22 protein-coding genes, 1 tRNA gene and 1 pseudogene are annotated in these 25,255 nt (G+C 59.1%); 9 read left to right on the plus strand and 15 right to left on the minus strand.

What is annotated here, in order from left to right:
- The first annotated feature begins 96 nt into the window (after positions 1-96).
- The 6 genes from ACSSVC_RS05315 to ACSSVC_RS05340 all read left to right on the plus strand — a co-directional run bounded on the left by ACSSVC_RS05315 (position 97) and on the right by ACSSVC_RS05340 (position 6,607).
- Positions 97-792: a DsbA family protein gene (locus ACSSVC_RS05315; RefSeq protein WP_346634147.1), complete on the plus strand. Its 696-nt coding sequence runs from the start codon at positions 97-99 to the stop codon at positions 790-792.
- A gap of 27 nt (positions 793-819) precedes the next feature.
- On the plus strand, positions 820-1,209 hold the full coding sequence (locus ACSSVC_RS05320; protein WP_402893089.1) for a nuclear transport factor 2 family protein: 390 nt from the start codon (positions 820-822) through the stop codon (positions 1,207-1,209).
- Positions 1,210-1,448: 239 nt separating this feature from the next.
- Positions 1,449-2,735 (plus strand): OprD family porin, encoded by a 1,287-nt coding sequence (locus ACSSVC_RS05325; protein ID WP_346634149.1) that lies wholly within the window; start codon positions 1,449-1,451, stop codon positions 2,733-2,735.
- A gap of 335 nt (positions 2,736-3,070) precedes the next feature.
- Complete coding sequence (locus ACSSVC_RS05330) at positions 3,071-5,104, plus strand: multicopper oxidase family protein (protein ID WP_346634150.1); 2,034 nt, start codon at positions 3,071-3,073, stop codon at positions 5,102-5,104.
- 136 nt (positions 5,105-5,240) lie between these two features.
- Complete coding sequence (locus ACSSVC_RS05335) at positions 5,241-5,906, plus strand: hypothetical protein (protein WP_346634151.1); 666 nt, start codon at positions 5,241-5,243, stop codon at positions 5,904-5,906.
- Positions 5,907-5,911: 5 nt separating this feature from the next.
- Positions 5,912-6,607, plus strand: a complete 696-nt coding sequence (locus ACSSVC_RS05340; RefSeq protein WP_446439553.1) for a tetratricopeptide repeat protein — start codon at positions 5,912-5,914, stop codon at positions 6,605-6,607.
- Positions 6,608-6,675: 68 nt separating this feature from the next.
- On the opposite strand, the gene ACSSVC_RS05345 is transcribed toward ACSSVC_RS05340, so the two are convergent.
- From ACSSVC_RS05345 to ACSSVC_RS05385, 9 genes are all read right to left on the minus strand, one after another.
- Positions 6,676-7,806 (minus strand): lysozyme inhibitor LprI family protein, encoded by a 1,131-nt coding sequence (locus tag ACSSVC_RS05345; protein WP_346634153.1) that lies wholly within the window; start codon positions 7,804-7,806, stop codon positions 6,676-6,678.
- Between the two features lie 31 nt (positions 7,807-7,837).
- The gene (locus ACSSVC_RS05350; RefSeq protein ID WP_346634154.1) at positions 7,838-8,224 is read right to left on the minus strand and encodes a c-type cytochrome; all 387 of its coding nucleotides are present in this window, start codon (positions 8,222-8,224) and stop codon (positions 7,838-7,840) included.
- 105 nt (positions 8,225-8,329) lie between these two features.
- The gene (locus ACSSVC_RS05355; protein ID WP_346634155.1) at positions 8,330-9,124 is read right to left on the minus strand and encodes a hypothetical protein; all 795 of its coding nucleotides are present in this window, start codon (positions 9,122-9,124) and stop codon (positions 8,330-8,332) included.
- Between the two features lie 13 nt (positions 9,125-9,137).
- Complete coding sequence (locus ACSSVC_RS05360; RefSeq protein WP_346634156.1) at positions 9,138-9,965, minus strand: acid phosphatase; 828 nt, start codon at positions 9,963-9,965, stop codon at positions 9,138-9,140.
- Between the two features lie 53 nt (positions 9,966-10,018).
- Complete coding sequence (locus ACSSVC_RS05365; protein WP_446439551.1) at positions 10,019-10,852, minus strand: MipA/OmpV family protein; 834 nt, start codon at positions 10,850-10,852, stop codon at positions 10,019-10,021.
- Positions 10,853-10,975: 123 nt separating this feature from the next.
- A complete protein-coding gene (locus ACSSVC_RS05370) occupies positions 10,976-12,010 on the minus strand; it encodes a DUF1254 domain-containing protein (protein WP_492612052.1) in 1,035 nt (344 codons plus the stop codon).
- Between the two features lie 172 nt (positions 12,011-12,182).
- Complete coding sequence (locus tag ACSSVC_RS05375) at positions 12,183-13,166, minus strand: helix-turn-helix domain-containing protein (protein WP_446439549.1); 984 nt, start codon at positions 13,164-13,166, stop codon at positions 12,183-12,185.
- An 807-nt stretch (positions 13,167-13,973) separates the two neighbouring features.
- On the minus strand, positions 13,974-14,213 hold the full coding sequence (locus tag ACSSVC_RS05380; RefSeq protein ID WP_072459170.1) for a DUF2188 domain-containing protein: 240 nt from the start codon (positions 14,211-14,213) through the stop codon (positions 13,974-13,976).
- An 88-nt stretch (positions 14,214-14,301) separates the two neighbouring features.
- Positions 14,302-15,300 (minus strand): SIR2 family protein, encoded by a 999-nt coding sequence (locus tag ACSSVC_RS05385; RefSeq protein WP_492612053.1) that lies wholly within the window; start codon positions 15,298-15,300, stop codon positions 14,302-14,304.
- A gap of 242 nt (positions 15,301-15,542) precedes the next feature.
- On the opposite strand from ACSSVC_RS05385, the gene ACSSVC_RS05390 reads away from it, so the two are divergent.
- On the plus strand, positions 15,543-17,105 hold the full coding sequence (locus tag ACSSVC_RS05390; protein ID WP_200645621.1) for an anti-phage dCTP deaminase: 1,563 nt from the start codon (positions 15,543-15,545) through the stop codon (positions 17,103-17,105).
- Positions 17,106-17,143: 38 nt separating this feature from the next.
- Positions 17,144-17,377, plus strand: a complete 234-nt coding sequence (locus ACSSVC_RS05395; RefSeq protein ID WP_492612054.1) for a hypothetical protein — start codon at positions 17,144-17,146, stop codon at positions 17,375-17,377.
- A gap of 636 nt (positions 17,378-18,013) precedes the next feature.
- Here ACSSVC_RS05395 and ACSSVC_RS05400 read toward each other — a convergent pair.
- The 6 genes and pseudogenes from ACSSVC_RS05400 to ACSSVC_RS05425 form a co-directional block, all read right to left on the minus strand.
- Positions 18,014-18,157, minus strand: a pseudogene (locus ACSSVC_RS05400) (integrase domain-containing protein); the annotation flags it as partial.
- 904 nt (positions 18,158-19,061) lie between these two features.
- On the minus strand, positions 19,062-20,390 hold the full coding sequence (locus ACSSVC_RS05405) for a tyrosine-type recombinase/integrase (protein ID WP_492612055.1): 1,329 nt from the start codon (positions 20,388-20,390) through the stop codon (positions 19,062-19,064).
- A 164-nt stretch (positions 20,391-20,554) separates the two neighbouring features.
- A tRNA-Thr gene (locus ACSSVC_RS05410) sits at positions 20,555-20,630 on the minus strand.
- 216 nt (positions 20,631-20,846) lie between these two features.
- Positions 20,847-22,379: an aldehyde dehydrogenase family protein gene (locus ACSSVC_RS05415; protein WP_492612056.1), complete on the minus strand. Its 1,533-nt coding sequence runs from the start codon at positions 22,377-22,379 to the stop codon at positions 20,847-20,849.
- Between the two features lie 50 nt (positions 22,380-22,429).
- Entirely contained in the window at positions 22,430-22,774 is a 345-nt protein-coding gene (locus ACSSVC_RS05420) for a cupin domain-containing protein (protein ID WP_346634160.1), read from the minus strand.
- Positions 22,771-24,102: a nucleotide disphospho-sugar-binding domain-containing protein gene (locus ACSSVC_RS05425; RefSeq protein WP_492612057.1), complete on the minus strand. Its 1,332-nt coding sequence runs from the start codon at positions 24,100-24,102 to the stop codon at positions 22,771-22,773. The genes ACSSVC_RS05420 and ACSSVC_RS05425 overlap by 4 nt, the downstream gene beginning before the upstream one ends.
- Before the next feature lie 497 nt (positions 24,103-24,599).
- Between ACSSVC_RS05425 and ACSSVC_RS05430 the strand changes: the two genes are divergently transcribed.
- Complete coding sequence (locus ACSSVC_RS05430) at positions 24,600-25,244, plus strand: amidase (RefSeq protein ID WP_404938062.1); 645 nt, start codon at positions 24,600-24,602, stop codon at positions 25,242-25,244.
- Positions 25,245-25,255 lie beyond the last annotated feature (11 nt).

The raw sequence follows: 25,255 nt of genomic DNA on the forward strand, positions 1-25,255 counted from the left end.
CAGCAACAGACTAAAAACCATTTCGAGGTTTTTTCCCTGACGTCCGGGGCATAGTCTGCGTGCCATCGAATTCTCAAGATCCTGTTGGAGTCCCCCATGTCCTCGGCCACCCTTCACTACATTTATGACCCGCTGTGCGGTTGGTGCTATGGCGCCAAGCCACTGGTCCAGGCTGCCCAGGCAGTGCTGCCGGTGGTGGCCCATGCCGGGGGCATGATGACCGGCCGCAACCGCCAGTCGGTGTCGCCGCAGCTGCGTGATTACGTCATGCCCCATGACCGGCGCATCGCCGAGTACACCGGGCAACCTTTTGGCGAGGCTTATTTCGAGGGCTTGTTGCGTGACCACTCGGCGGTTTTCGACTCGGCACCGCCGATCGCCGCTGTATTGGCGGCCGAAGCCTTGGGCGGTCGTGGACTGGAGTTGCTGGGGCGCCTGCAGACGGCCCACTACCTGGAAGGCCGGCGGATTGCCGATCGCGACGTCCTGCTGGAACTGGCGCAGACCCTGGGTTTTGCCCCGCAGCCGTTCGCCGTCGCCTACGATCAGGCGGTGGCCCTTGAGCTGGATGAGCATATAAAGAGCAGCCGGGCGCTGTTGGCCAAAGTCGGCGGCCAGGGTTTCCCGACCCTGGCGCTGGAGCGGGACGGCCGCTATCAATTGCTCGATGTCAGCCCCTGGCTGGGCAAGCCCGAGGCCTTCGCGCAGTGGCTGAAGGCTTCCCAGGGCGCCAGTAGCGACCCTCAACATGGCGCGCTCCAGGCCTGTGGCCTGGACGGTTGCGCGCTCTGATCTCACCTGACCTGTGTGGAGTCACCCATGGATAACCTAGCGTTGATCAAAAGCACCTACGAAGGTGCCAACTCCCAGGAAAATGCGCGCAACACCGCGGCGGCCCTGGCCCCCGATGCGCGCTGGACCGAAGCGGCGGGCTTTCCCTATGCCGGCACCTACGTCGGTTTCGAGGCGGTGCTGGAGCATGTTTTCAAGCGCCTGGGATCGGAGTGGCAGGACTTCACCTTCAAGGTGGAAAACTATGTGGCCCAGGGCGACAAGGTGTTCGCCTATGGCAACTATCAGGGCATCTATAAAGGCTCGGGCAAGCCTATTGATGTGCGAGTGGCCCATCTATGGACGCTGAAAGAGGGCAAGGTCACCCATTTCGAACAGTTCGTCGACAGTCACAGTGTGCAGCTGGCAATGCTCTAGCCCGCAGTTCTTAGAATATTTTCAGCTATTCAAAGACGATTCACGAAATTGACACGTTGTTAAAGGCGCGGATAGGATTCGCCCCAACGCCTGTGGCCAAGAGCCATATTTCAGAATAATAAAAGGCCCGCCGCGATCACCCGCGGTCGGGCTTTTTTGTTTCGACGGTAGAAGAGCGTTCAAACGCCATAGCCGAAAGAGCTCACAGCGCGTCATCAAACCGTAATAAGGAAAATAAAATGTCGAAACAGCGGATCTGCTTGATTGCACTGGGGATTTTGAGCGCTACACAGGCCATGGCCGACGGCCAGGCCGATGCCAAGGGCTTCGTCGAAGACAGCAGCCTGAAAGTGCTGCTGCGCAACGCCTACATCAACCGTGACTACAAAGACGGTAACAAGGACAAGGCCGAGTGGGGCCAGGCTGCCATCGGCACCTTCTCCTCGGGTTTCACTCAGGGCACCGTGGGCGTGGGCGTTGACGCCTTCGGCCTGTACGCACTGCGTCTGGACGGTGGCAAGGGCCGCAGCGGTGCTGGCGGTATCGACTTCTTCAAGCAAGGCGACAGCGGCAACGCCGCCGATGACCTGAGCAAGTTCGGTGCAGCGGTCAAGTTCCGCCTGTCCAACACTGTGCTGACCTACGGTGATCAGATGCCGGCCCTGCCGGTGCTGAACTACGACAACTCGCGTCTGCTGCCGGAAAGCTACACCGGTACCCTGATCACCTCCAAGGAGATCAAGGGCCTGGAGCTGAACGCCGGTCACTTCACCGCCGAATCGCGCAAGAGCGCCGAAGGCCGTGACAGTGGTGGCCTGAAGTCGATCAACGTATTGGGCGGTAGCTACCAGTTCACCGAACAGTTCAAGGGCGCGCTGTACGCTTCCGACGTCGAAGACGTGCTGAAGAAACAATACGTGAACCTGAACTACGTGTTCCCACTGGCCACCGACCAGTCCCTGACCCTGGACTTCAACGGTTACCGTACCGAGCTGGACAAGTCCTACGCGCAGAAGGCCAAGGCTGGCGGCGAAGACAACAAGATCTGGAGCCTGGCAGCCACTTTCGCCACTGGCCCGCATTCCTTCACCCTGGCGCACCAGCGCAGCACCGGCGACAGCCACCTGGGCTATGCCTACGGCGGCTACCAGCGTGGTCAGAACCGCGTGGGCGATGGCGGCAACACCATCTACCTGGCCAACTCCTACTGGTCCGACTTCAACGCTGAAGACGAGCGCAGCTGGCAGCTGGGCTACGGTCTGGACTTCGGCGCCTTCGGCGTACCGGGCCTGACCTACAACGTGGCCTACGTGCGTGGCGACAACATCACCACCTCGACCACCACTGGCGGCAGCGAGCGGGAAATCTTCAACCAGCTGAAGTACGTGGTACAGAGCGGTCCAGCCAAGGACCTGAGTGTGAAAGTACGTAGCTCGGTACTGCGGGTTTCGCAGAAGTCTTCCGAGTACAACGTGGGTGGCAACGAACTGCGTGTGTTCGTCGACTACCCGATCAACGTGTTCTGATGAACGCCTGATCACCGCCTGACTTCAGGTGGCGCAATGGAAAAAGCCCCGACTGGTTCGGGGCTTTTTTGTGCCTGCGATCTGAGCGCAATGAGGCCGCCAGAGTGGGGGAGGGGCGTGGTCGGGAAGAATGTGCGGTGAACGGGCGTGTCGCGTTGCTTTTCGGGCGTTTCCCACTAGCTTTATGCCATCAGGGATGAGGTTTCAGCCGCAATGGATGCGGGACAAGTTGCTGCGTAACGCCGATCCCTGTGCTTGGCCGATGTTGTTTCGTCCTGCCGCCGCTCTGCTGCGGGTCGTCCGGTCTCTACCTTCCTGGAGCACAGGAGAACACCATGAAAGCAACCCAGCCGATCAACGCCTTGGGCACAGGAATCCTGTTGTCAGTGGCGTGCGCGATTACCCCAGCAACGGCCGAAGCAGCCGCACGGACATTCGAGAATCCCGGCAGCCTGGAACAGCAGGCGCCGCGACAGAAAACCGGAGAAACCACACTGCTGATGTCGTCCAAGGCCACTGTCTTGAGCACTCTTCCAGCATCCTCCCAGGGCGGTATCGAACGCGCTCTGATCCTGAACATCGATTACACCAAGAGCACGATTTTTGACCCGGCCACCGGGCGCAATGTGCCAGTGAACCTGCGCAGCTATCAGGGCACCGGGGTCAATCCCCAGGCCCCCTTCGTGGCCCCGACCATCGATGTGACGCCGGGCGACACCGTACGCATCACCCTCAACAACAAGCTCAAGGCCAAGGACGACCAGCCGTGCAGTGCCCATTCCGCCGAGCCCGACAAGCCCCAGTGCTTCAACAGCACCAACCTGCACTCCCATGGTTTGTGGGTCAGTCCCGCCGGTAACAGCGACAACGTGCTGTTGTCGATCAATCCCCAGATCAGCTTCCAGTACGAGTACAACATCCCCGCCGACCACCCGGCCGGAACCTTCTGGTACCACCCCCATCGGCATGGTTCCACCGCGTTGCAGGTCGCCAGTGGCATGGCCGGAGCGTTGATCATCCACGGCAGCCGGCTGCCGAGTGGGCAAGCCAACGGTGATATCGACACCTTGCTCAAGTCGGCCGATGGCCAGGCCTTTACCGAGCGCCTGCTGGTATTGCAGCAAATTCCCTATGCCTGCAAAGGGGTCAAGACCGACCCTGTGACGGGCGACAAGAGCGTGGATTGGCAATGCGATCCGGGCGAGGTCGGCGTGGTCGAGGACTTTGCCCAGTTCACGCCGAAGAGCTGGGGCCAGTCGGGACGCTACACCAGTATCAATGGCCAGGTGCAGCCGATCTTCGACAAGGCCCGCACCGGTCAGGTGGAACGTTGGCGCCTGGTCCATGCGGGCATACGCGACACCATCAAGCTGGAGTTTCGCAAGCTCGCCGACAGCGCCCTGCAAAAGAGCAATGCGGGCGTTGCCGCAGCGGATGCCGATGCTTTCGTCAGTCAGCAATGCGTCGGCGAACCGGTGGACTATCAAGTCATCGCTGCCGATGGTCTGACCCTGGGCCAGGCGCAAACACTTAGCCAGGTCACCTTGCAGCCCGGCTATCGCAACGACCTGCTGATGCTCTTCCCGCAAGCCGGACGCTACTGCGTGGTCGACGCTGCGCAAACGGCCAATGGCGGCGTGTCCCAGGCAGCGAGTGGCCGGCAGATACTCGGGTTTGTCGATGTCGAGCAAGGCACCGAGGTCAAGGACAGCAATGCCTACTTGACCCAGGTGCTGGTGGATTCGGCGCAGCGCAATATGCCGTCCGATGTGCAGAGCCAGATCGTCAATGACCTCAAGAGCGGGATGAAGCTAACCCGGTTCGTTCCTCACGAGAGCGTCCGCGACGAGGAAGTGAAGGACCGGCCGGAGGAGCGGCTGATGTTCTACATCAACCGAGATGACGAGAAAAATCCCAAGTTCGAGGTGGGCACCAGCATGGACGACGTCAAGCCGTATGAGCCAGGAACCATCAATCGCCACCTGACCCTGGGCACGGCGCAAACCTGGGTGCTGAGTTCCGGTTATGCCAGCCACCCGTTCCACATTCACGTCAATCCGTTCCAGGTGGTGAAGATCATCGGTCCGGACGGCACCGACCTCAGCGAGCCGGGGGCGATCGACCCGACCGACCCCACCGACAAGCAGTACGCCGGGCTCAAGGGCGTGTGGAAAGACACCCTGTTCGTCAAGGGACCGGACAAGCAGGGGCGCCCTTACACCCTGTACACGCGCACTCGGTATGAACGTTACATCGGCGAGTTCGTCCTGCACTGCCACATCCTCGATCACGAGGACCAGGGCATGATGCAGAACGTCAGCATCGAGCTGTCCGATGGTCAGGGCGGTACCGCGCCCATGCACCATTGATCGCCTGACAGGCGGCAAGGGAGGGCGCCTGCGGGGGCGTCCTCTCATGCATTGCGCTGCATGGCATAGCGCGGCCCCGCGCCTGACCCTTCTTTGTTAAAGTTCCACTCCCTCTTTTGCATCACGGATGATTTCGATGTTCCGTACCCTGCTATCCGGCCTGTGCCTGCTGAGCGTCGCCAGCATCGCCCACGGCCAGCAAGCGACTGCGTCCGAGCAGCTGCTGAGCGAGTTTTCCCGCTGCGATGGGCAATTCTTCCAGAGCCTGAACACGGCCCGACTACCGGCGGGCACCCTGAGTCTGGCCCGATACGGTGCAGTGAGTGCGCCCAAGGTCCTGAACCCCTTGCAGGAAGGCGGTCGCTACCAGGCCTTCGACCAGCCGCTGCTGGTCAACGGCGTGCGCCTGGTGGGCTACTACAACGAGGCCCAGTCGCTGAAATCGGTGGGCAACCTGCTGTTCTGGGGCTTTATCGCCGAGGGCGAACCCAAGGATGTAGCCGCCGCGCTCAAGCCATTGTTGCGCGACAACAGCCGCCTGAAAGCCGATCGCAGCGCCATGACCCGGGTGGAGATCCGCCGTGTCGGCGATCCGATCGACCAGTGGCGTACCGAAGGCTTGGCGGGAGGTGGCGTGGCCACGCCGTTCGGTTTCGTCGAGCGTGTGTTGAGCATCGACACAGGCACCACCGGCGCCCCGATCTCCGGGCGCACCACGATCTTCTGCAGCCTGCAGGGCACGGTCACCGCGCCGCTGCTGCAGGTCTATCGCCCTGACCTCAACGCTCACCTGCTGGATTGAAAAACATGCCTTCATTGTCTGTTCGCGGGTCGATCCTGCTGCTGTGCATTCTCGCTGTCACCGGCTGCGCCAGCCTGCAGAGCCAGGACCAGATCAACTACGCCCATTGCCGTCTGGTGGGCCAGGCCTCCAAGGCCGAGAAGTTCGATGTGGTGCTGCAAGAGGCCGATCTGTGCCTGTCGAAAAACCAACTGTCCAAGCCGATGCAGAGCCTGGTGTACTGGTTGCAGTCCGATGCCTACGCCAGCTTCAAGCGTTACCCGGAAGCCATCAGCGCCAAGGAAAAATCCATCGAGCTGGGCCCCAAGCCCGATGCCCGTGCGGTGCTGGACCTGAGCCGTCTTTATCGTGAGTCGGGCAACCCGCAAAAGGCCCTGGAACTGGTGCAATCCAACCTCGACGCCAACCTGGGCGAGGCGGGCAAGGGCACCGGCTTCAACATGCCGACCTACTACCACCTGGGCCAGACCCTCTACGACCTGGGCCAATACCGCGAGGCGGCCGAAGCCTACAGCGCCGGCCTGCAGAAGCAGCCGGACTATGCCTGGGCCTTCTACCACCGGGGTTTGGCCTACGACAAACTGGGCCTGACCGACGATGCCCGCGCCGACTTTACCCAGTTCGCCAAGCGGGTGAACCCGAAGTACGTCGAACCGCAGCACCAGGCCAAGCTGGCCGAATACAAGATCAGCCTGCCCTGAGCAGAGCCTTGCCGGCGCAATGCAAAAGGCTCGCCGTTTGGCGAGCCTTTTTTCAGCAACCTGGCCCTTCAGTCATCCGGATTGATCGCGAATTTCAACTGATCGCCTTCCAGGTACACCACCGCCTCCCGGCCATGGATATCCACAGGACGGGCTGAAATCGCCTCATGCTCCGGGACGATCTTGGACAGCACCTTGTACTGCACGTCGACCCGCCAGATGCAGGCCCGCGGCCCTTCGTTGTCGAAGTACATCACCGGGCGGGTTTCGCTCCAGGTGGGATTGACGATGCTCCAGCCAGCCTCGACGTCATTGTGCTCGGTGACGTTCTCGGTGTAGGTGTTGTTGCTCTGCTGGTCGTAGTCCAGGGACAGGCTGTAGTTCTCCTGATTGAGATCCTGGCCGACCCGCGCCCGGGCATGGCGCAGGGTGTTGGAGAGCGACTGGAACACCTGCTGGCTGGCTTCGGGAGCACTGCGCGAGCCCAGGCGATAGCTCATGCCTTGCTGCAGTTCGCCGCCGCTGCGCTGGCGGTAATAGAGCACGCCGTCGACGATGCCGGCGAGGCGCTGGCCCTGATCGTTGGCCCCCGGAGAGGCCCAGCCGACAAAGCCGATATCCCGGGCAATGGGATGCAGACCGGGCTGGTCATCGGCGTATTCGTAGAGTGTGCCGACATAGCCTTCCCGCCCTTTCTGGTACTGACCGACGAACAGCACCACATGCAGCACGCCATCAAGCACCTGGGCGTCGACGATCTGCTGATCGCCCTGGGCAGGAGCGGCGGTGAACCTGGCCAGGGTGAAGCGCTGCCAGTCTTCAGGGTCCTGCAGGCGGTACTGCCGGGTGGGGTCCATCGGCAGCAGCTCGCCCTTGCCGGGCGCCGGAGGAAGGGGCAACAGCGTGAGCATCTTCACCTGGGCCCGGTAGGCCCCCTCCAGGCAGTCGCTGTCGATACAGGTGTCGCGTACCTCCCGCAGCCACTGGGCTTGCAACAGGCGAAACACCTGCAGGTGCTTGAGCGCCTTGTAGCGGCGGTTCAGTTCATCGTCCTTGGCGGACAGGGTTGGCGTGTCGCAGACGGTTTTCTCCACCCGGGTCGAGGCCTTGGCGCAGTCGAAACCGGCGGCCTGCAACTGGGGCATGAACGCAGCCAGGGCCAGGCCCGTGGCGGCAAGCGACAGCAGAGGAAACTTCATCAAAACATCCTTGTAGGCAAACGAGCTTGGATCAGGGGGAGGGGAAGGTCTGCAGATAGGCCAACAGATTATCGATTTTTTCTTCATCGCTCAGCCCCCAGAAAATCATCCGGGTGCCGGGTACCACGGCTTTCGGGTCTTCCAGGTACTGGATGAGCTTGTCCCGGGTCCAGACGATGCCCGACGACTTCATTGCCGTCGAATACTGGTAGTCCTGGGCACTGCCTGCCGGGCGATCGATGATGCCGTTGAGCTGCGGCCCGAACGAACTGCGCACCGAAGGCCCGATATTGTGGCAGCCGCTGCACAGGCGCTTGAACAGCTTGCCACCGGCTTCGGCATCGCCGGCCAGGGCGGGGGAGGTAAGGAGCGTGGAACTGACCAGCAGGGCCAGGATCGATACGGCGATGCGCTTCATGTTCAGCCTGTGTGTCACTGGAATCGGCGGCTATTTGATCATGAAGAGCATCTGTTTGGGGCAGTGACAGCTCCTGCACGGAGTGGCAGTTTTACTGTGAAGGCCTCAGAAGCGCCCGCTAATACCCAGCAGTGGCCCCTTCTGGACAATGTCGTAGACGAAACCGTCATGGCGATAGTTCACTCCCATGGCCCGGTAACCAACCACCGCAGAAAAGCCCGGCAAGAACTCCCAGCCCGCCAGCGCGGCCAGATCCCAGTCTTCCCGAGACTGTCCCGCGCCCGCCATTCCCCATGACGACAACCAGAAGCGCTCATTCACCGCATAGTGCCCACGCAGCCCCGCCATGGCATCGGCCCAGGTAGCCCGGTCGGATCCGGACAGGCCGCCGGCAGGCCCGCCATGCAGGCTGATGGTGGTGCTGCTGTACCAGACACGCACTCCGCCGGCCACGTCCAGCCGATGACTTTCATCACCCAAGACGGTGTACCCGCCTCCCAGAAATCCGGAAGCCGTCTTGCCTTCCACCTCAAGCTTGGAGGCCGGGGCGCCCGCTGGCAGGCGGTTGCGGGTATCGGTGTCGATGTACATCAGGTCGGTGAGCACGCTGTAGGGCCCGCGTCGCGCCTCGCCCATCAGCATCACCGACATATCGACAGTGCGCGCGATGTCCGAGAAGTCGGACTGTATAAACTGGGTCCCGGTGCTGCGGTGGCCTACGTGTCCGCGAATACCGGCGCCCCACAGGTAGGGACCGCCGTTGAAGTGCCAGTCATCGCTGTCTGCCGCCATGGCCACAGTCGGCAGACTGCAGCCGGCTGTGGCGAAGGCGCCAACCAGCAGTGCCAAGCGGGCGCGCTTGCGCAGCAAAGGCGAGCGGAGGTTGTCGCTGTGCATCATGGGGTTTCTCCGATCAGTGCTGGGTCAGCGAGAGCGCGACGCGCTCTGCCGCACAGTCCTCTGTCGGCTTCAGACCGGCCTTCTGAGCCGTCTTGACCTCCTCTTTCGCGGCCGCCAGATCCGCCAGGAACTCCGGATTGCCATGCAGGCTCGCCACCGTGGCGGCGCCCATGATGCGGCCTGCATCCACGTCGCTCTGCCAGTGTGCATCGCAGATGACCCGGCTCTGGCCGTATGCCAACCCGCGGGTCATCAGTTCGGTGGCACGCTCAGGCTGAATCTCGGCGAGAACCAAGCCCCAGGCCCAGCCGGCGGCAGAGTGGCCGGACGGCCAGGAACCGTCCGTGAGCAACAGCGGTTCCATGTCCTTGCGGCACGTTCCTTCCTCATGCACCACGAAGGGACGGGGACGGTTGTAGGCATTCTTCCCGGCATAGGTAGAACCGCCGGCATCGCTCAGGGTGCGTTGCATCAAGCGATAAAGATGCGGTGTATTTTCCTCGGTGATTGGCGTATCCAGGGCGCAGGAAAATGTTTTCGCCGGGCCTGGGAACGACAGTTCCGCATCCGTTGCCGCGAGTTTCTCCCGGGCGGTGCCGCGCAGCGCCAGCGCTGCACGCCGGGCTTCTTCATCCCGCGCCAGCGCTGCAGAATCTGGCTTGGGGGGCGCGCCGAGCAGCGCCAGGCGTACAGGCAAGTCAGCCGGGTCCAGGTAGCCTGGGGCCAGCTTGAAGTTCGGGTCCGTGACCGTGGTGGCGGCATCTTCGGCGAACACCGATCCCGACCCGAACAGGCCGGCCAGGGACAGGATCATCCCCCACGGCTTATGTAGTTTTTTCATCGATTGCTCCTTGATCTATCCCTGTATCGAATGGCGCCGATATCTCCGGTCGATCAAAACCGGTACAGCGCGTTCAGATAGGCGCCTGCGCCCACCTTTTCTCCCGTCAGCGGGCTGTTGCGGGCATCGGAGACCAGCGCGTAGGTCTTGATGCCGCCCTCTAGCGCCAACTGTGGTTGCCATTGCCAGGTGAGGCCCAGTTTCAGGGTCACGTCGCGCATCCCGCCGCCTGGGTGGTATTCATCGAACCGGGTACGTGCCGCTTGCTGAGCGGTGACGCCGAAGCGCGCCATCATGTCGTTCTCGTTGCTCCAGGTGCCGTACAGCGTCGAGTCCAGGGTCAAGGTCGAGGACAATGCATAGTCCGTGGCAACCCCGGCCTCCAGGTACGCGGTACGGCCCAGGTGTTCGCCACCGTAATTTCGGCTTTGGCTCGATTGCAGGCCGCGCACGAACAGGCGGCCGGCCGGCAGGATCCAATAGACTTCCGCTCCCACCAGGGCGGTGCTGTCCAGATTGCCCATGCCTTTCAAGTAGTCGTCACGGCCGTCCAGGGTATGAATCCGCTCCTTGCGCCCCTGGTCATAGCCAATCAACAGCGCCACCCCGAAAGGCGACAGCCCCGGCAAGTCCCAACGCAGTCCCTCTGGGAAGGCCGCGGTAAAGGTGCCCCAGTCTTGGGTAGGCAAGACCGCCTCGAGTTTCAGCGAAGGGAAAGCGGCATACCGTGAGGAACCTTCGTACAAGGGACCAACGGCCAATCCGCCGCCTACTGTCACGGACGCAGTGCCGTTTGCATCGTCCGCCTGTGCCGGCAATACCGTGGCCAAGGCGCTAATGAGCAGCAGTTGATGCAGCAAGAAGTGATAAGCACCTTGGGTTGTCATTGTTTATTTCCTTGGCTGTAGAACTCTTCAAGGCAGAGATGCCCCCGACTTGATTGGCACTATCGGGCGTGGCGGCGTTTGCGCTTATTTGTAAGTTTCAGCACTTCTTAGTGGATGCCTTGACTAGAGCCCGATGGGCTGCGGCTGGGGAAAACTCCACTGGCCATTGAGTATTTCGTTGCTTGGCCGATAGAGCCTGACCGTATAGTTCCAACCGGGCGTGGTCGGCAGGCAATTGACGATCTTGGCGTCGCAAGCCCCGAACTGGATGACAATCGAGCCGTCATCACTTTTCTGGGCCGTGAGGTTATTCAGTGAATAGACGTCATATGGGTTTTTCTGGAAGTACCCGTCGGCGTTATACACACTCACCGACCAGAAACTGTTGACCGGCACCTGCCCGACCTTGAGGCGGTAAACGGTTTTTCCATCGTTGCGCGGTATCACGCCGCCGAGGTAGATGGCGTCCTTGCTGGGATTTCCGCCCCAGCCGGTCGCTGTTCCGATCAGGTGATGGATCGGATTGACCCTGCCCTTGGGGCCAAAGGACTGGTTGTAGTTGGGTATTGTCGAACCCAGGACAGCCAGGGCATCGCGCATCTGTTTCTGGCTGGCCTGATCCCACTTGGGAACCACGAATTCCCCGGCCTTGGCCTGGCTGACCCTGATTGCGTCCTGCAGTACATGCACCTGCTCAAGGTCTTTGCGCTCCGTGGGATCGAAGAACAGGCGGACGGCGACGAAGACATAGCGGGTACCGATCACCTCTTTCGTCAGCGTATGGTCGCCGGCACCGTAAATGACCGCGGGTACGTAGTGGTCTTCATTGACCACTTGCATCGACATGAACCGCCCGCCGGCTTCAGGCAATGTGATGGTGACCGGGCCGGCATCGAGGTCGAACACGGCCGACGAATACAGCGTGTCGCGATTCATGCGGATGACATTCTGCGCGTCGATGGGAACCGGTTCGCGGTTATGTACAAACCGACCCAGGCCGCCATCCGCGACGGTCTTGCCCATGTAGAGGTCGGACTCGGCACGGATAAAATTGTCGACACCTACCAAGAGCGTCGTATCAGCGGACGGCTGAGCATTAACGCTGCCGAAAGTTGCCAATGTCAGAGCGACAATGCAGGCCGTGGATGAACAGGACATTTAAACCTCGTGGGCGTTTAAGTGGGCATCAGCTGTTCAAACTTTATAAGAACACCCTGCTGGAAACTTGCCATTTGGTGCCAAAAGCCAAGCGAGCGCGTGCCGCGAAGACGGACTTGGAAGTCAGCCAGTTACTTGGGCGCAAGAGGGGCGAGGGAGGAAGAAAAGTCAGTTAGCGATCGTGTTTCAAGATGGCGCGATAGCGCGACGGTGAACTCCCGGTCCAACGCTTGAAGGCACGGGTGAAGTGCGCTTGATCGCTGTAGCCCACCATGTAGGCAATTTCGGTCGCGGTGTATCTGCCGCTGGCAATGAGTTGAAGTGCTTCACTGCGGCGAGTCTCGTCACGCAAGTCTTCGAAGTCGATACCGCAGGATTTAAGACGCCGCTGCAATGTTCGAGAAGACAGCCCCATGTTCCTCGAGATCACGCCAAGTTTGGATTGATCCTGGTCCGCTATCCGCTCGATGAGCACCCCTGCTGCTTGCGCTGTCGACCTCAAGGCTTCGGTGACTTTCCAGGCATCATCCCGACCGGGCTGCAGGGGGGTGTCGAGCAGCTCACGGTCGAATTCGATCATGTTGTGCTGCGCGTTCATTTCCAGATGAGGCCCCAGGTACTCCTCCAGCGCCTCATCTCCTCTTTCCCTTGGGTTTTGCAGATGCACGCGTATGGCGCCAGGCTCACCGGACATGAGCGGTACTTTTCTGAGCAGCGCCAGCGTGCCGAGAATGACCTGCTTCGGATCCGCCCCGTGCTGCCCGGTAAATCGGTGGATCAGTTTCGTCGTACGGCCTTCGGTGACGATTCTGACTTCTCCTCCCTGATGCAGTAAGTCCGTGTGGATCGACGCCACTGCACAGGCCTGAGCGAGGTTGCTTGAGCCCAATATCAATTCGCCCCAGGCGCCGAGTGAGCGTACTTCGATCAGGTGTCCCACACAGGCCCCCCCGAAAGGGTCCTGGGCGATAGCAGCCATTTCGTTGGCTATGTGAAAGCAGACCGCCCGGGGTACCCAGGCATCAGGGTTTTGAAAAACATGAGGAGAAATGCCGTAACGCCGAAAGAACTCCAGCGGCGACACCCCACGCAGGCTCAGGTAGGGGGCAATTTGCCGAAGAGTACTGAGTTTGATGGATGGCGTAGCGTTCGTCATAAGCGGTTGCCCCTTTTTAAAGGCCATGCGCGTGAACGCCCTCCTGGCCCGCAGGGAAACACTAGCGCAAAACTTTTGCCGAAGTCGTGCTAACTGCAACGCAGCGAACACAATGGTTTCGCCCTTCGCACCGCAGCGCGCATATAGGGAGTTCAAGGAGCAAGCTGTTTTAGAAAGGACAAGGCTAGGTGGATGGTGAGTGTTATCTGGGAACGAGGTCCTGGTGACCTTGCGAGCCATCGGCCGCTGATCGCACGTTGTGAGAACCACACAGGGCGTGGCTGAGCCTTAAAGATGCTGGCTGCCTGAATGGCGCTCGAAGACAGCCGTTGTTCTATCTATTCTGCGGCTGTGGATAACTTGAGCGGGCGTCTATGAAATTACCCAGGATCCAGAAACAACAAAGCCCCTGCATTTCTGCAGGGGCTTCGTTTTGTATGGTGCCGGCACCAGACGAACGGTATGTTTCGGCGAGACTAGGTTTTCCGGGCGTCTGGAGTTCGCTGGAAAATTCGGCGTACCCCAACTAGTAACTATAAATAAATCAGCTAGTTATGGCGTTCGGTGGAATCGAACTCGGGATTTTTTAGATGTCAGCACGTTGTCCGTCTGCAAGTAATTCAGAGCCGCATACGGAATGGTAAACCTCCCGAATTCGAACGTTGTTGATCATCCCCTCCGTCGAGAATAGGTAGGAATCCGCCAAAAGCTGCCGTGGCGACAGGCAGCAGACTGCCAAAAGCAGCCGTTCGATGTGTCTAGACACTCCGGGGCGATTCACTTCTATGCGGGCTTGAGGCAGTAAAATTACCCTTTCGTACCGCGTGGGTCGTTTCCTGGGGAGATCGTGTCCTTAGCTCTAAATTGCCCATCCCTTCCTTTTGTGGTCATTTCACCGCCGCCCTGATTTCGAAGCATTTCGCGAGCAGCCTCCTGTGCTTCGGCCTGGGTTTTATGGACACTGGATGCTCTGTCAGCATCATTGCGTTTATTTTCCCAAGTCCCATCCGGCCGCTGGGAAATCGTTCTATCTTGGGGCTTACTCATTGGCGGGTCTCCTTGAAGTTTTTACCCATTTTATTTATAGACCAGATCCCACTATCCGGCCCCTTAACCCACCAAATCTGGGACCTCTTCACCCAAGCTTTTTCCGTCTCGGAAACTTAAGCGTGCCCTGCGCAGAGCGGGTGCTGGCCACCATTGGCGCGCACGATTGGCTTTCGTCATAACGTGGCGGAATGGGGTGAAGACCAGGAAAAAATGCGATTTGCCGTTCTATAAGGTCAGCCACTTTTAGGTAACAGTCGTGATAGCTCCCCGCGACGACTGGAACCACGTTGACATTAAGTGACCGCAGTAACGACGTGACAGGCGTTTCATTTGCTTCCGTATCGAGTGACACGTGATAGTAAAAAACCTGCCCCGTTTGGTGCCGACGTCGCCGTTTGTGCAACAAAAGCCACCAGAGATCGATCTCCGTAAAATCCAAGCCCAACCCCACAATATGTATGTGGTCACGCAAGAAATAATCCACCCAAGAATAGACGGAGCGATTTTCAGTAAAGTCGAGGTTTCCCCCTTTTACCGGGCTTCCAACGCGTCCGTGTGGATGACCTTTAACCTCGACCGAATCTGTTACGTAGTTGCGGATTTTTTGCAGGTACCCAGCGTAATGGTCAAACCCGAGAACCATTGACCCAGGTCGGGCTACATCACCATGTACATGCCAGACATCCTTTGTTCCGGCGGTATGCCGGCGAAAGAGGCTGTATCTCGATTCAGGCGCAAGGAACGTAGGGGAGTGGAGTGGTCCTGCAAAGACCTCCTCAATCGTGAAGTCATAGTTTGTGGTCATGATCACACTGAATAGACTACAAATTCTTTCGTGAGCCTCGACCGACTGAATTTGTTTGAGCAATCTGGCGAACTCAACCTTTACCGCATGCTCAGCTTTCTGGAATGACAGGGTAGATCTGGCACATAACTCCTCTATGAACATGGACAGTGGCTTTGATTCAATGCCGGGGACCAAATCCAGGCCATCAAATGCCAGCGCCAGCTCCTGAAGAATTTCGTTCCAACCTCTCTGCATCGCTACGCGGTTAATGCCATTTCCAAGAAGAAGGCTATGCATGAGGTGTCCAATTTATGCTGGTATCCAAGTTTTAGACGTGCGCAGAGATTGAGGTGTCAAAATTAGCCTACAGTGAACCCTACGGCATGGTTCAACTGTAATTCAGTCGCCAAAATTCAGCACGCGGTGATAGATAGCTTTCTGAATCAATCACAACTCATTCTTTCGTCGCGAAACTACAAACAAGTGATGGCAATGTGCGATGATCAAGCCAAACGCGCACTACCTGACAGGGATCCGTTATGGCAGCACCAGACTTTCGCCTCATAGCTTCAGCGAACAGCGACAAGAGCGGGCACTTCGACGACATAGGTGCAATTGGGAAGACAATCACACCTGAAATTATCATCGCTTTGTGCGGGCCGATGGGCACTCCGCTACATGACGTCGCGCAGACTTTCCAAGAGCTCCTGCTCGGGAATGACTATAGCTACGAAAAAGTAAACATCATTAGGCTGAGCGATGAAATTCGTAAGCAGAAAGCCTTGGCGGCTGAGAAATCAATACGCAACCTAATCGAAGCGGGAAATGAGCTTCGCGCCGAGTATGGAAACGAAATTCTGGCTCGGTTCGCGATTAGGCGAATCACTTTGGAGCGCGAGGAGGCTCAGCAAGCATCGGAAAAAGCTCGTGAACCTGACCTTTTCGAAACTGCAGAGTCGGCGGTCGTGCCTAAGGTCACTGTTCGATACTGCCACATCATCGACTCGATTAAACATATCGACGAGCTGAAGCTGCTGCGCTCCGTATACGGAGATATGCTCCATGTTGTGGGCGTGTATTCGCCAATTGAGATGCGAATCGCCAGACTTGAACGCTCTAAAGGCCCAGGCGATCACGTTCACGATCTAATCGATAGAGATTCTGGTGAAGAGATCGACCACGGTCAGCGGGTCGAAGACACGTTTCCTCAAGCTGACTTCTTCCTCCGCGTAGAAAAAACCACCGATACACATCGTAAAGGTCGGGTAAAACGCTTTCTTGACCTCATGCTGGGAACGGTGATTGCGACCCCTACACTGAATGAGCGGGCGATGTATGCGGCATTTTCAGCTGCACGAAATTCAGCTTGTCTTTCCCGGCAGGTAGGCGCCTCTATCACTAGTGTTGATGGTGAGATTCTCGCTACCGGCTGGAATGATGTACCCAAGGCTTTCGGTGGGCTTTATCAAACTGAAACGTATGGGAGCTCACCCGACGAAGATCGGCGTTGCTGGAACTTGGAGGGTGGTTTTTGCTCCAATGACCAAGAAAAAAGGGTCATGTCCAACGCAATTGTCGATCTCCTGGCCAGCGAAGGCCTTATCGAGGAAGACAAACGCGAACAGGTGTATCAGGTAATCCGGAAGAAATCACAGCTCAAGAGCCTTATTGAATTTTCGCGAGCTGTGCATGCCGAAATGCACGCGCTGCTGAGTGCTGGCGGTACTGATGGGGGAAAAATCCGGGGTGGAAAGTTGTTTGTCACCACCTATCCTTGTCACTCATGTGCTCGGCATATTGTTGCTGCGGGTGTCCGGGAGGTTTATTTCTTGGAACCCTACAGAAAGAGCCTCGCAACAAAGCTGCACGAGGATGCTATAACTGAAAATGAAAACGAGACAGATAAGGTCAGAGTGATGCCGTTCGACGGTGTGGCTCCCTCTCGATTCCTTCGTTTTTTCTCCGCTCACCCCCTGGGCCGGAAAAACGCCGAAGGAAATATGCACTCCAGGGAAGCGCATCCCGTCGCATTCGTCACAATAGAAGCTATTCCGACCCTTGAATCTCTCATCGTACAGGGACTATCCTCCCGCGGCATTTAGCGGATCTGGTTTGCTGCTAGGAATAGTGGAGTATTTTTATGAAGAACGTTGACGAAGCGGGCGTGCGTGAAGTCGGAGTTCAGTTGGCGCTCAGCTTTGACCCATATGACTCCAAAGATCAGTCATACCTACCCCTACCCGCTTTCATCGAATCTGCGAGAGCTTTCCCGCTACCTGAACGCAAGGTGCTGGCATTTCCCAAGCAACGGGTGCGCCCAGCTGAGGCAGGTTTAATCGCAAGGATTTTGCAGAGAACCCGACACTTCGTCTAAGCCCCCGGATAACTTCGGCATGCTTGTACATGGGCCGGGCCTTCTTAGCCAGGCCCGACCATAACCTCCTCACCTCTCCGAAGCTGCACAAACCTGCGTTTCAAGGCGTTTGCTTGCGGGGCTGTATGTTCTCGCCCACGCCTCGTCATGAGCTTGAAAAGGTTTTTTAACATGGGCAATCTTCAGGGTGCCCTCACCGAAAAACCAACATGGAAGCATTCCTCTCCAGCTACGCCAACACGATCACTTTCACGAGCATCCTCATCACCCTTCTCTGCACCTACGTCACTCTCATTCAACCGCCTCGCTAACGGGGAAACCGCATGAGAGGCTGATGCCTCCCCTCGATAGGTTCGACGTACGTGGATTTCCAAGGGGCAACCGCGTCTGAAATTTCCGGTTGCCTCATGCGTATGCCAAATGGTGGAGTGACCATCGAACCAAGTAGGTGGAGTTTTTTCTACAGCGCACCCTTCGTGGCCGCCGACGCCGCCCCATAGATTCGGCACCTAGCAAGGCGAAGCTCACCTGAGATTTGCATCTCCTACCAGCAAAACGATTGACTATTTCTGCGATCATCTTTTACAGATGTCCACATTTTATGGAATGTGGACATCGGTAATTTTGCACATTCGCAAACGCCAGCCAACGATCACTGTGTGCTTTGACCGTCCCGTAATGCCCGCCGCCAAACAGATCACGTAGCGCCTGTGGCCCGGCATAACTCAGTTGCCGGCCATAGCCAAAATTGCGCCCGTCCCGTCTACCTACCAATGCCATGATCAAACTCCTCTCGAAGCCAAACCTTTAAAACCTTCCCCACGTCATCCCGCCAAGAATGTTGAGTGTTATCAGGGATCAAGGCCCCTGCGACCTGTGAGGGGTGTCCACTAACGCGGGACTGGCGACTCCTTACGACCGGGAGCTTGGGCATCTCATGATCTGGCCTACTGAACACTTCCGAGAAAGTGGGCGGGTGGAGGCTGCACTGGCTGACGAGACCGGTGCCGCGAGATCCTGAGTCGGGTGAAGGCAGTGATGCGATGACCGGGGCATGCCTGACTGTCAGTCAGGTGCAGCCCATTCCCTGGACTGCGGCACCATCATCTGCATCGCTGTTGCTGGTGACTTCGGTGTTTGTCACGCCGATTGTCACGAGGGGGAATGCCGCAAGGCCTTGTACGAGTTGGGCTGCAGCAGCGGTTGGATCGCCCGTCTCTTTCCAGAAGAAAGAGACGGGCGCATTGGCGCAGTGAAATGGCCAAGCGGATAGGTTGCTGCAGGGCAGCTGGGTAGGGGGATGTATTTGCCGCAATGGCAATGATCTGAAGTAGGCATCCATCACTCGGTGAGTGACCGTGCGAGCCGCCGGACGCTAATCGCACTTTGGGTGAACCACCACGGTGTGGCATAGCCTTAAGGGTTCTGGCTACCTGGGTTGCTGTCAACGACAGCGCTTTGCCCGATCTTTTCTACGCCTGTGGATAATTTGGGTCAAGGCTCGAATTTTCGGGAATTCTTCGGCTGTGGATGAAATTATCCACCGGTGGAAATCTATGGTTTTCCACAGACAATTTGCGTGGGTTTTAGATTTTTTAAATGAGGTCCATCCAAGCAGGGCGGCTTTGCAGCCCCGCTTGGATGGACCCGCGTGGGAAGGGCGGACAGCGGTGATCTCACAGGCTTACCTACGTTTGGATGCGCCACGGCTATTTTGTAGGGCCGTGATGTTGTCGCCGACTGGGTGAGCGAATTCGTGGGGTGTCACATGCCCATGGCGGTTGGCGTCGATGTAGTTGCTCCACCACACCATGATCAGCCTGCGCTGTTCGAGGAATTCGGCCTTGTGGATATACGCGGCACGCACACGGTTGCGTTCCTTGTGACTCATTTGTCTTTCGATGGCTGCGTCGGTCCATAACCCGGACTCCAGCAGGGAGCTACAGGCCATAGTCCTGAAGCCGTGGCCGCACACGTCCTTGCTGGTGTCATATCCGACGTTGCGCAGCATGGTGTTCACCGTGTTCTCGGACATGGGCTTCCAGTACTTGTGGTCGCCCGGTAGCACTAACTCTGAAAAGCGACTGAGGCTGCGCAGGCGCTCCAGTATTTCGATGACCTGCGGCGAGAGCGGGACCATTTGAATGTCGCCGTTCATCTTGGTCCCGCGTGTGGAGTTGCGTACCCCTTCAATCGGTGCGCGGGTGTCGGGGATTTCCCACATGGCGCGTTGGAAGTCGAATTCACTCCATCGAGCGAAGCGCAGTTCGCTGGAGCGGACGAATACATGCAACGTCAGCAGGACGGCGAGGCGTGTCAGTTCGCGGCCGTTGTAGTTGTCTATACGGTGTAGCAGTTCGGGTAGGCGGTTGAGGGGGAGGGCCGGGCGATGGACTGTGCGCGGCGCGTGAATCGAGCCTGCCAGATCCAGTGCAGGATTCATGGTGATCTGCCGGGCTCTTTTGGCCCCGCGCATGATGGTGGATAAGTAGTTCTGTACCCTTAACGCCACATCCATGGTGCCGCGTTCCTTGATGCGCTGGGTGATCTCTAGCAGGTCGTGGGTATCGAGTTCAGCGATGGGTCGTTGGCCGATCAGCGGGAAGACGTGGGTGCGCAGTCGGCTCATTACGGTTTTCGCGTGTCCTTCGGTCCAGCGGCGGGACATATCAGCGTGCCACTCCAGGGCGACGGTTTCGAAAAGCAGTGCCGCCCGCTGGGCTACGATCTTGGCCTTCTTCTTTTCTTCCATTGGGTCGAGGTTGTCGAGCAGCAACGCCTTGGCTTCGTCTCGCTTACGTCGTGCGACGGAAAGGGTAACTATGGGGTAATTGCCGATGATGAGCGTACCTTCCTTGCCGTTGGGCTTGGTGTACTTCAAGCGCCAGGTCTTCACGCCATTGGGTTTGACGAAAAGGTACATGCCGCCACCGTCGAATAGTTTGTAGGCGCGCTCGCGGGTTTTGGCCGTGCGGCATTGCAGGTCGCTGAGAGGGATCGCTAGACGTGGCATAGGGGTACGCGCTCCTGACCGGAAAATCGCAGTACCCCTAACATACCCTCGGGGAAGGGGGATTTTGTTGGATCCCGACAGAGGGTCCTGGAACGAAAAAACCCGCCAAAGGGCGGGTTTTCGGGGCTTCCAGAGCATTCGGTGGAATGCAATGGAGCCTAATGTGGTGCCGGCACCAGGAGTCGAACCCGGGACCTACTGATTACAAGTCAGTTGCTCTACCAACTGAGCTATACCGGCGTGTTAGGGCGACGATTATAGCGATTGGCGGGGTTCTGTAAACCCCTGAAATCTGACTATTTTTGCGTGGCCTGTTGAGGGCGCTGGCCGCGCTCCTCGGTGAATCCTGTCAGCCGGGAAGATTGAGCGCTGCGCCCCTCTGGGCTGAGGGGCGTCGCAAGGCTCTGTGGCCAGGGTGGGCGTTGTGCCAGGAGGAGGCGGGCCTTGCCGCGTTGGCTATGCCTTGTCCTGTTTCTCCAGCTCGCTCTGGGCGTCATGGAACACGCTGTCGGGATAGGGGTACCACCAGCTCTGAATCCGTGGTTTGTGGTCGATGATGACCATCTTCGAACGGCGAAACGCGTCCAGTCCCTGGCGGCCCAGTTCGCTGCCGATCCCTGACATTTTCCAGCCGCTCAATGGCAGGGCGTCGTTGTCCACCAGGGGGTTGTTGATCCATACCATGCCCGCTTCAAGGCGTTCGGCCGCTTCCATCGATTCGGTCAGGTTGGTGGAAAACAGTGAAGCTCCCAGGCCGAATGGCGAGTCGTTGGCGCGGCGGATGGCCTCGTCGAAATCGGCGACGCGACAGACCGCCGCCACTGGCCCGAAGCATTCCTCTTGCAGGATCGCCATGTCACCGGTGACGCCACTGAGGATGGTCGGCTCGTAGAACCAGCCGACAGGGCGGTCCTGTGGGATGCGCCCGCCGCACAGCACGCGGGCGCCTTTGGACACGGCGTCTTCCACCAGGCGTATGACTTTGTCGCGTGCTGCTTCGCTGACCAGCGGTCCGATCTCGGAGCGCTCCAGGCCGTGGCCAATCCGCAGTTGGCGGGTCTGCTCGACGAAGCGGGCGACAAATGCCTCATAGATGTCGTCGACCACGTACAGGCGTTCGGCCGAGGTGCAGATCTGTCCGCTCAGATGAAAGGCGGCGGTCACTGCGCCCGCTACCGCGACGTCCAAAGGTGCGTGTTTGGAGATGATCATCGGATCGCTGCCACCGGCCTCGATCACGCAAGGCTTCATCAGATCGGCACAGGTCACGGCCACGGCGTGGGCAGCGGCGATACCTCCGGTAAAGGCCACCGCGTGGGTGCCGGATGATTGCACCAGCAATTGGGCGGTGAGGGCATCCCCCGGTACGCAACACACCAAGCCTGGCAACAGGCGGGTGAAGTGGCTGAGAAATTTCAGGGTGCAGAGGGTGGCGCTTTCCGCCGGTTTGATGATGCAGGCGTTGCCCGCAGCCAGGGAGGCCGCGACGGTCCAGCACATCAGCAGAATGGGGTAGTTGAAGGGCATGATGTGCACGCTGACCCCATAGGGCTCATAGCGCACATGCTGGAATGAGCCGGTTTGCGTGGTGCCTGCCACTTTGCCGGCATCGTCTCGTGCTATCTCCGCGTAGTAGCGGAAAACCGACGCACAGTTGGCCAGCTCGCCCATGGCTTCCGGAAAGGGCTTGCCGGTCTCCAGGGTCATCAGCCGCGCCACTTCACGGTTGAGGCCAGCCGCTTTCTCTATGCTCTCGGCCAGTTCGTGCAGGCGTGCGGCCCGGCTTCGGGTATCCACTCTGGCCCATTGCTGTTGCGCCGCATTGGCGGCATTCACGGCAGCTTGCACATCAGCCTTTTCGCCGAGGCCCATGCGCCCGACGCGCTCCAGGGTCGCCGGGTCGAAGACTTCGCGGAGCCGGCCGCTGGCGGGTGTCAGGTAGTGGGGATTGATAAAGTACAAAGCGCTTTCACAGGTAAAACTGGTCATTGTTCTGTCCTTGAAACCCTGGGTGAATGAAGAGCCCTCAGTAACGGCTTTCAGCGAATCATGTAGACCTTCTTGATCGTCTGGTGGACGGTGCAGGTGCCTTTCCAGTCCTGGCGAAAGAACGCGCTGCTGCCCGGGCGGATTTCGATCACTTCCCCGGACTCATGGACATAGGTGCAGCGCCCTTCAAGAAAGTGACAGAACTCATCCCGGGTCACATGGCACCTCCACTTGCCGGGAGTGCAGCGCCACAGGCCGCATTCCGACTGGCCTTGTGCGCCCTTGTGCAGAAGCACGCCGGCAACCCGTGACTGGCCTTCCAGCATCTCTGGTATCTCGCCCCAATCCTGCAGCTCGGTGATCTGCAGCGGGTCCTGTAGCAGCGGTGTGTTCATCGGTCGCGCTCCTTGTGTTGCACTCCCTTTCGAAGGTTGGGCCGGACCTCGCGCTTGAGGAGGTCATCGAGCAGGCGTGCGGCTTCTTCGGTGCCCTGGCGTGATTGCATCTGGGCGCTGGTGCGTTGCAGGCGTTGGCTCAGCACGCTGTCGTTGAGGCAGGCGCTCAGGGCTTCGGCCAGTTGCGCTTCGGTCCATTGGTAACGGTCGAGCCGGAAGCCGTGGCCGGTTTCCTGGGCCCGCATGGCGTTGTCATGGCCGTCCCAGACGTAGGGCATGACGATGGCCGGCTTACCGAAGTACAGGCACTCGGTGAAGCTGTTGTTGCCACCGTGGTGGATGACCACGTCCACCTGGGCGATCACCGAGGGCTGCGGCAGCCAGTCGGCAATCTGTACGTTGTCCGGCAATACCGGGTACTGGTCCAAGTGCTCGCCGACATTGACCAGGGCTCGATAGGGCAGTTTGCCGAGGGCGTCTATCAGGCGTTTGAGCAAGGGGATGTCACTGCTGCCCAGGCTGCCGAAGCTCACGTACAGCAATGGCTGGTGGCGTTGTACCGGGAACTCGGGGATCTCATAGGGGCTGTCCTTGCGCACGCTGCCTTGCAGGTAGTGGAAGCGCTCGGCAGGCAATGGGTGGCGTCGCTTGAAGCGGACGGCATCGGGATAGAGCAGCAGGTTCATGAACGGCGAGGGTTCGCAGAAGGTGCCCAGGGGATAGGGTTTCTCGCCCTGGGCCTGGAGGAAAAGGTTGAAGTCCTCGTGGATCGGGCGGATCACTTCCTCGAAGCGCGCTCGGAAACCGTCATGACCGGCTTTGTCCTGAACGCTCATCCCGGACAGGTGCGGCGGGATGTCCGGGTCGCCGATTTCATTCTCCGAGCAGGAAATGATGCGCACCCAGGGCGCGCGGTACTGCTTGATCGCGGGAAACATCACGACGTTGTCGACGCAGATCAGATCGGGTTCGACCCTCGCCAGCACCGCAGGCAGTTCCTTCTGCGCCCATTTCGCCGTATCGACGATCTCTGCCCAGCATTCCTTCACATAGGTGTCGATCTGCTCCAGGGGTGTTTTGCGAAAGTTCGGCAGGTGGCCGTTGATGAAGTCGACCCAGTAACGGGCCATCTCTGCGGCCGGCATCGGCGCGGACATGTTCACCCGGTGTTCCTCAAAGCCGAACCTGGCATACACGCCTTGCATGCCAGGGTCCGTGAGGAATACGGCCTTGTGCCCGAGTGCCTCGCAGGCCTGGGCGATACCCACAGAGTTCAACGCCGGCCCGTAGGCGGCTTCAGGAAAGAAGGCGATCACTTTTTGTGACATGGATAGAGGCTCCCGCCCGGGCATCAGCCGGGCTCGCTAGTCCTTTAGGGGGTTCCTATCGCGCACTGCAGCGCTCTCCAGAGCGAAGCGTTCCAGGTGTGTAAACGAAGATCAGTGAGACGCAGCAACGAACACGCCAGGGGTGTTCGGCAAGAGACGCTTAATAGGGCGGGACGAGCGTTGGCAGCGATCTGTTCATGCCGCGACGGCAAATCGGGCGCAGAAGGCGTCGAGTGCGCAGGGCAAGGGGAGCCGGTTGCCGGGGGCACACTGCAACGCGCGGAGGGGGCTGGTTGTGGTGCAAGGGATTGGGCTTGAGCACTGGGTTCACCTGAGTTTTTGGTTGCTGACTCAAAGGCACGGCCTTGGAAGCTAGTGCCGACTCAGGCGCCTGTCAAACAGCGGTTGCCTGGCCGATGATTCAGTGCAGACTGCCCTCACTCGGCCGATAGCCTGCTCAGCCGCTTATGCCGCTTCAGACAAAGGAAAGATCAGTCATGAACCCCGGAAATATCCCCTTGCTGGCGCTGCTGTCGTTGCTCGGCGCCTGCAGCGTCAAGCCGGTGCTGCCTTATTCGGAACCGCCCCTTGGCGTGCCGACGGCGCAGTTGCGGGTGATCACCAATGGCGAGGTGCGCGGTGAGGCCTATGCCGGTTGCCAGGGTGACAGCAAGCGCCTGGCCAAGGCCGGGCGTTTCGGCAGCGATCAACAGGCGAACATCAACTATCCGCAGTTCCCGCTGCAGCCGAGGCAGATCGACATGTTGCCGCGTTTCGCGCCGAAGCTGCCGTCCTATGTGGGTGCGATCCGTATGGGCGAGGGGGCTTACACCGAGGTCGTCACCGAGTATCGGGTGCCCGCCGGCAGGCCTTTTCTGCTGGAAGGGGGAGGTGTGGCTGCAGGCAGTTATGGCAGTACCTATCGCACCTGTGCGCCGGTGAAGAAGGTGGTGCTGTTCGAGCCGGGCAAGAGTTACGAAGCCTTTGTCGGCTTGAATTACATCCCGGTGGCCGGAGGCGAGGTGCAGGCGATGTGTGCGTTTGCGGTGTACCAGTTGCTGCCGCTGAGCAAACCGGGGGCAACCTTGCCGCTGGCGGTCCAGTCCAGGCCTCCAGCGGATCAGCGTTGCCCCGGTCAGTGAATGTCCCCGGC

The sequence above is a fragment of the Pseudomonas sp. E1BtOHC1 genome, assembly GCF_058744285.1.

What these genes read in the sequence shown, in the direction of transcription:
- ACSSVC_RS05345 (WP_346634153.1), bottom strand. Translation starts at nt 7,806, where the DNA reads ATGAAGTTTCCTCTGCTGTCGCTTGCCGCCACGGGCCTGGCCCTGGCT.
- ACSSVC_RS05370 (WP_492612052.1), bottom strand. Translation starts at nt 12,010, where the DNA reads ATGTCCTGTTCATCCACGGCCTGCATTGTCGCTCTGACATTGGCAACT.
- ACSSVC_RS05385 (WP_492612053.1), bottom strand. Translation starts at nt 15,300, where the DNA reads ATGCATAGCCTTCTTCTTGGAAATGGCATTAACCGCGTAGCGATGCAG.
- ACSSVC_RS05325 (WP_346634149.1), top strand. Translation starts at nt 1,449, where the DNA reads ATGTCGAAACAGCGGATCTGCTTGATTGCACTGGGGATTTTGAGCGCT.
- ACSSVC_RS05375 (WP_446439549.1), bottom strand. Translation starts at nt 13,166, where the DNA reads ATGACGAACGCTACGCCATCCATCAAACTCAGTACTCTTCGGCAAATT.
- ACSSVC_RS05350 (WP_346634154.1), bottom strand. Translation starts at nt 8,224, where the DNA reads ATGAAGCGCATCGCCGTATCGATCCTGGCCCTGCTGGTCAGTTCCACG.
- ACSSVC_RS05355 (WP_346634155.1), bottom strand. Translation starts at nt 9,124, where the DNA reads ATGATGCACAGCGACAACCTCCGCTCGCCTTTGCTGCGCAAGCGCGCC.
- ACSSVC_RS05395 (WP_492612054.1), top strand. Translation starts at nt 17,144, where the DNA reads ATGAAGAACGTTGACGAAGCGGGCGTGCGTGAAGTCGGAGTTCAGTTG.
- ACSSVC_RS05330 (WP_346634150.1), top strand. Translation starts at nt 3,071, where the DNA reads ATGAAAGCAACCCAGCCGATCAACGCCTTGGGCACAGGAATCCTGTTG.
- ACSSVC_RS05415 (WP_492612056.1), bottom strand. Translation starts at nt 22,379, where the DNA reads ATGACCAGTTTTACCTGTGAAAGCGCTTTGTACTTTATCAATCCCCAC.
- ACSSVC_RS05425 (WP_492612057.1), bottom strand. Translation starts at nt 24,102, where the DNA reads ATGTCACAAAAAGTGATCGCCTTCTTTCCTGAAGCCGCCTACGGGCCG.
- ACSSVC_RS05315 (WP_346634147.1), top strand. Translation starts at nt 97, where the DNA reads ATGTCCTCGGCCACCCTTCACTACATTTATGACCCGCTGTGCGGTTGG.
- ACSSVC_RS05430 (WP_404938062.1), top strand. Translation starts at nt 24,600, where the DNA reads ATGAACCCCGGAAATATCCCCTTGCTGGCGCTGCTGTCGTTGCTCGGC.
- ACSSVC_RS05365 (WP_446439551.1), bottom strand. Translation starts at nt 10,852, where the DNA reads ATGACAACCCAAGGTGCTTATCACTTCTTGCTGCATCAACTGCTGCTC.
- ACSSVC_RS05320 (WP_402893089.1), top strand. Translation starts at nt 820, where the DNA reads ATGGATAACCTAGCGTTGATCAAAAGCACCTACGAAGGTGCCAACTCC.
- ACSSVC_RS05335 (WP_346634151.1), top strand. Translation starts at nt 5,241, where the DNA reads ATGTTCCGTACCCTGCTATCCGGCCTGTGCCTGCTGAGCGTCGCCAGC.
- ACSSVC_RS05420 (WP_346634160.1), bottom strand. Translation starts at nt 22,774, where the DNA reads ATGAACACACCGCTGCTACAGGACCCGCTGCAGATCACCGAGCTGCAG.
- ACSSVC_RS05340 (WP_446439553.1), top strand. Translation starts at nt 5,912, where the DNA reads ATGCCTTCATTGTCTGTTCGCGGGTCGATCCTGCTGCTGTGCATTCTC.
- ACSSVC_RS05360 (WP_346634156.1), bottom strand. Translation starts at nt 9,965, where the DNA reads ATGAAAAAACTACATAAGCCGTGGGGGATGATCCTGTCCCTGGCCGGC.
- ACSSVC_RS05390 (WP_200645621.1), top strand. Translation starts at nt 15,543, where the DNA reads ATGGCAGCACCAGACTTTCGCCTCATAGCTTCAGCGAACAGCGACAAG.
- ACSSVC_RS05405 (WP_492612055.1), bottom strand. Translation starts at nt 20,390, where the DNA reads ATGCCACGTCTAGCGATCCCTCTCAGCGACCTGCAATGCCGCACGGCC.
- ACSSVC_RS05380 (WP_072459170.1), bottom strand. Translation starts at nt 14,213, where the DNA reads ATGAGTAAGCCCCAAGATAGAACGATTTCCCAGCGGCCGGATGGGACT.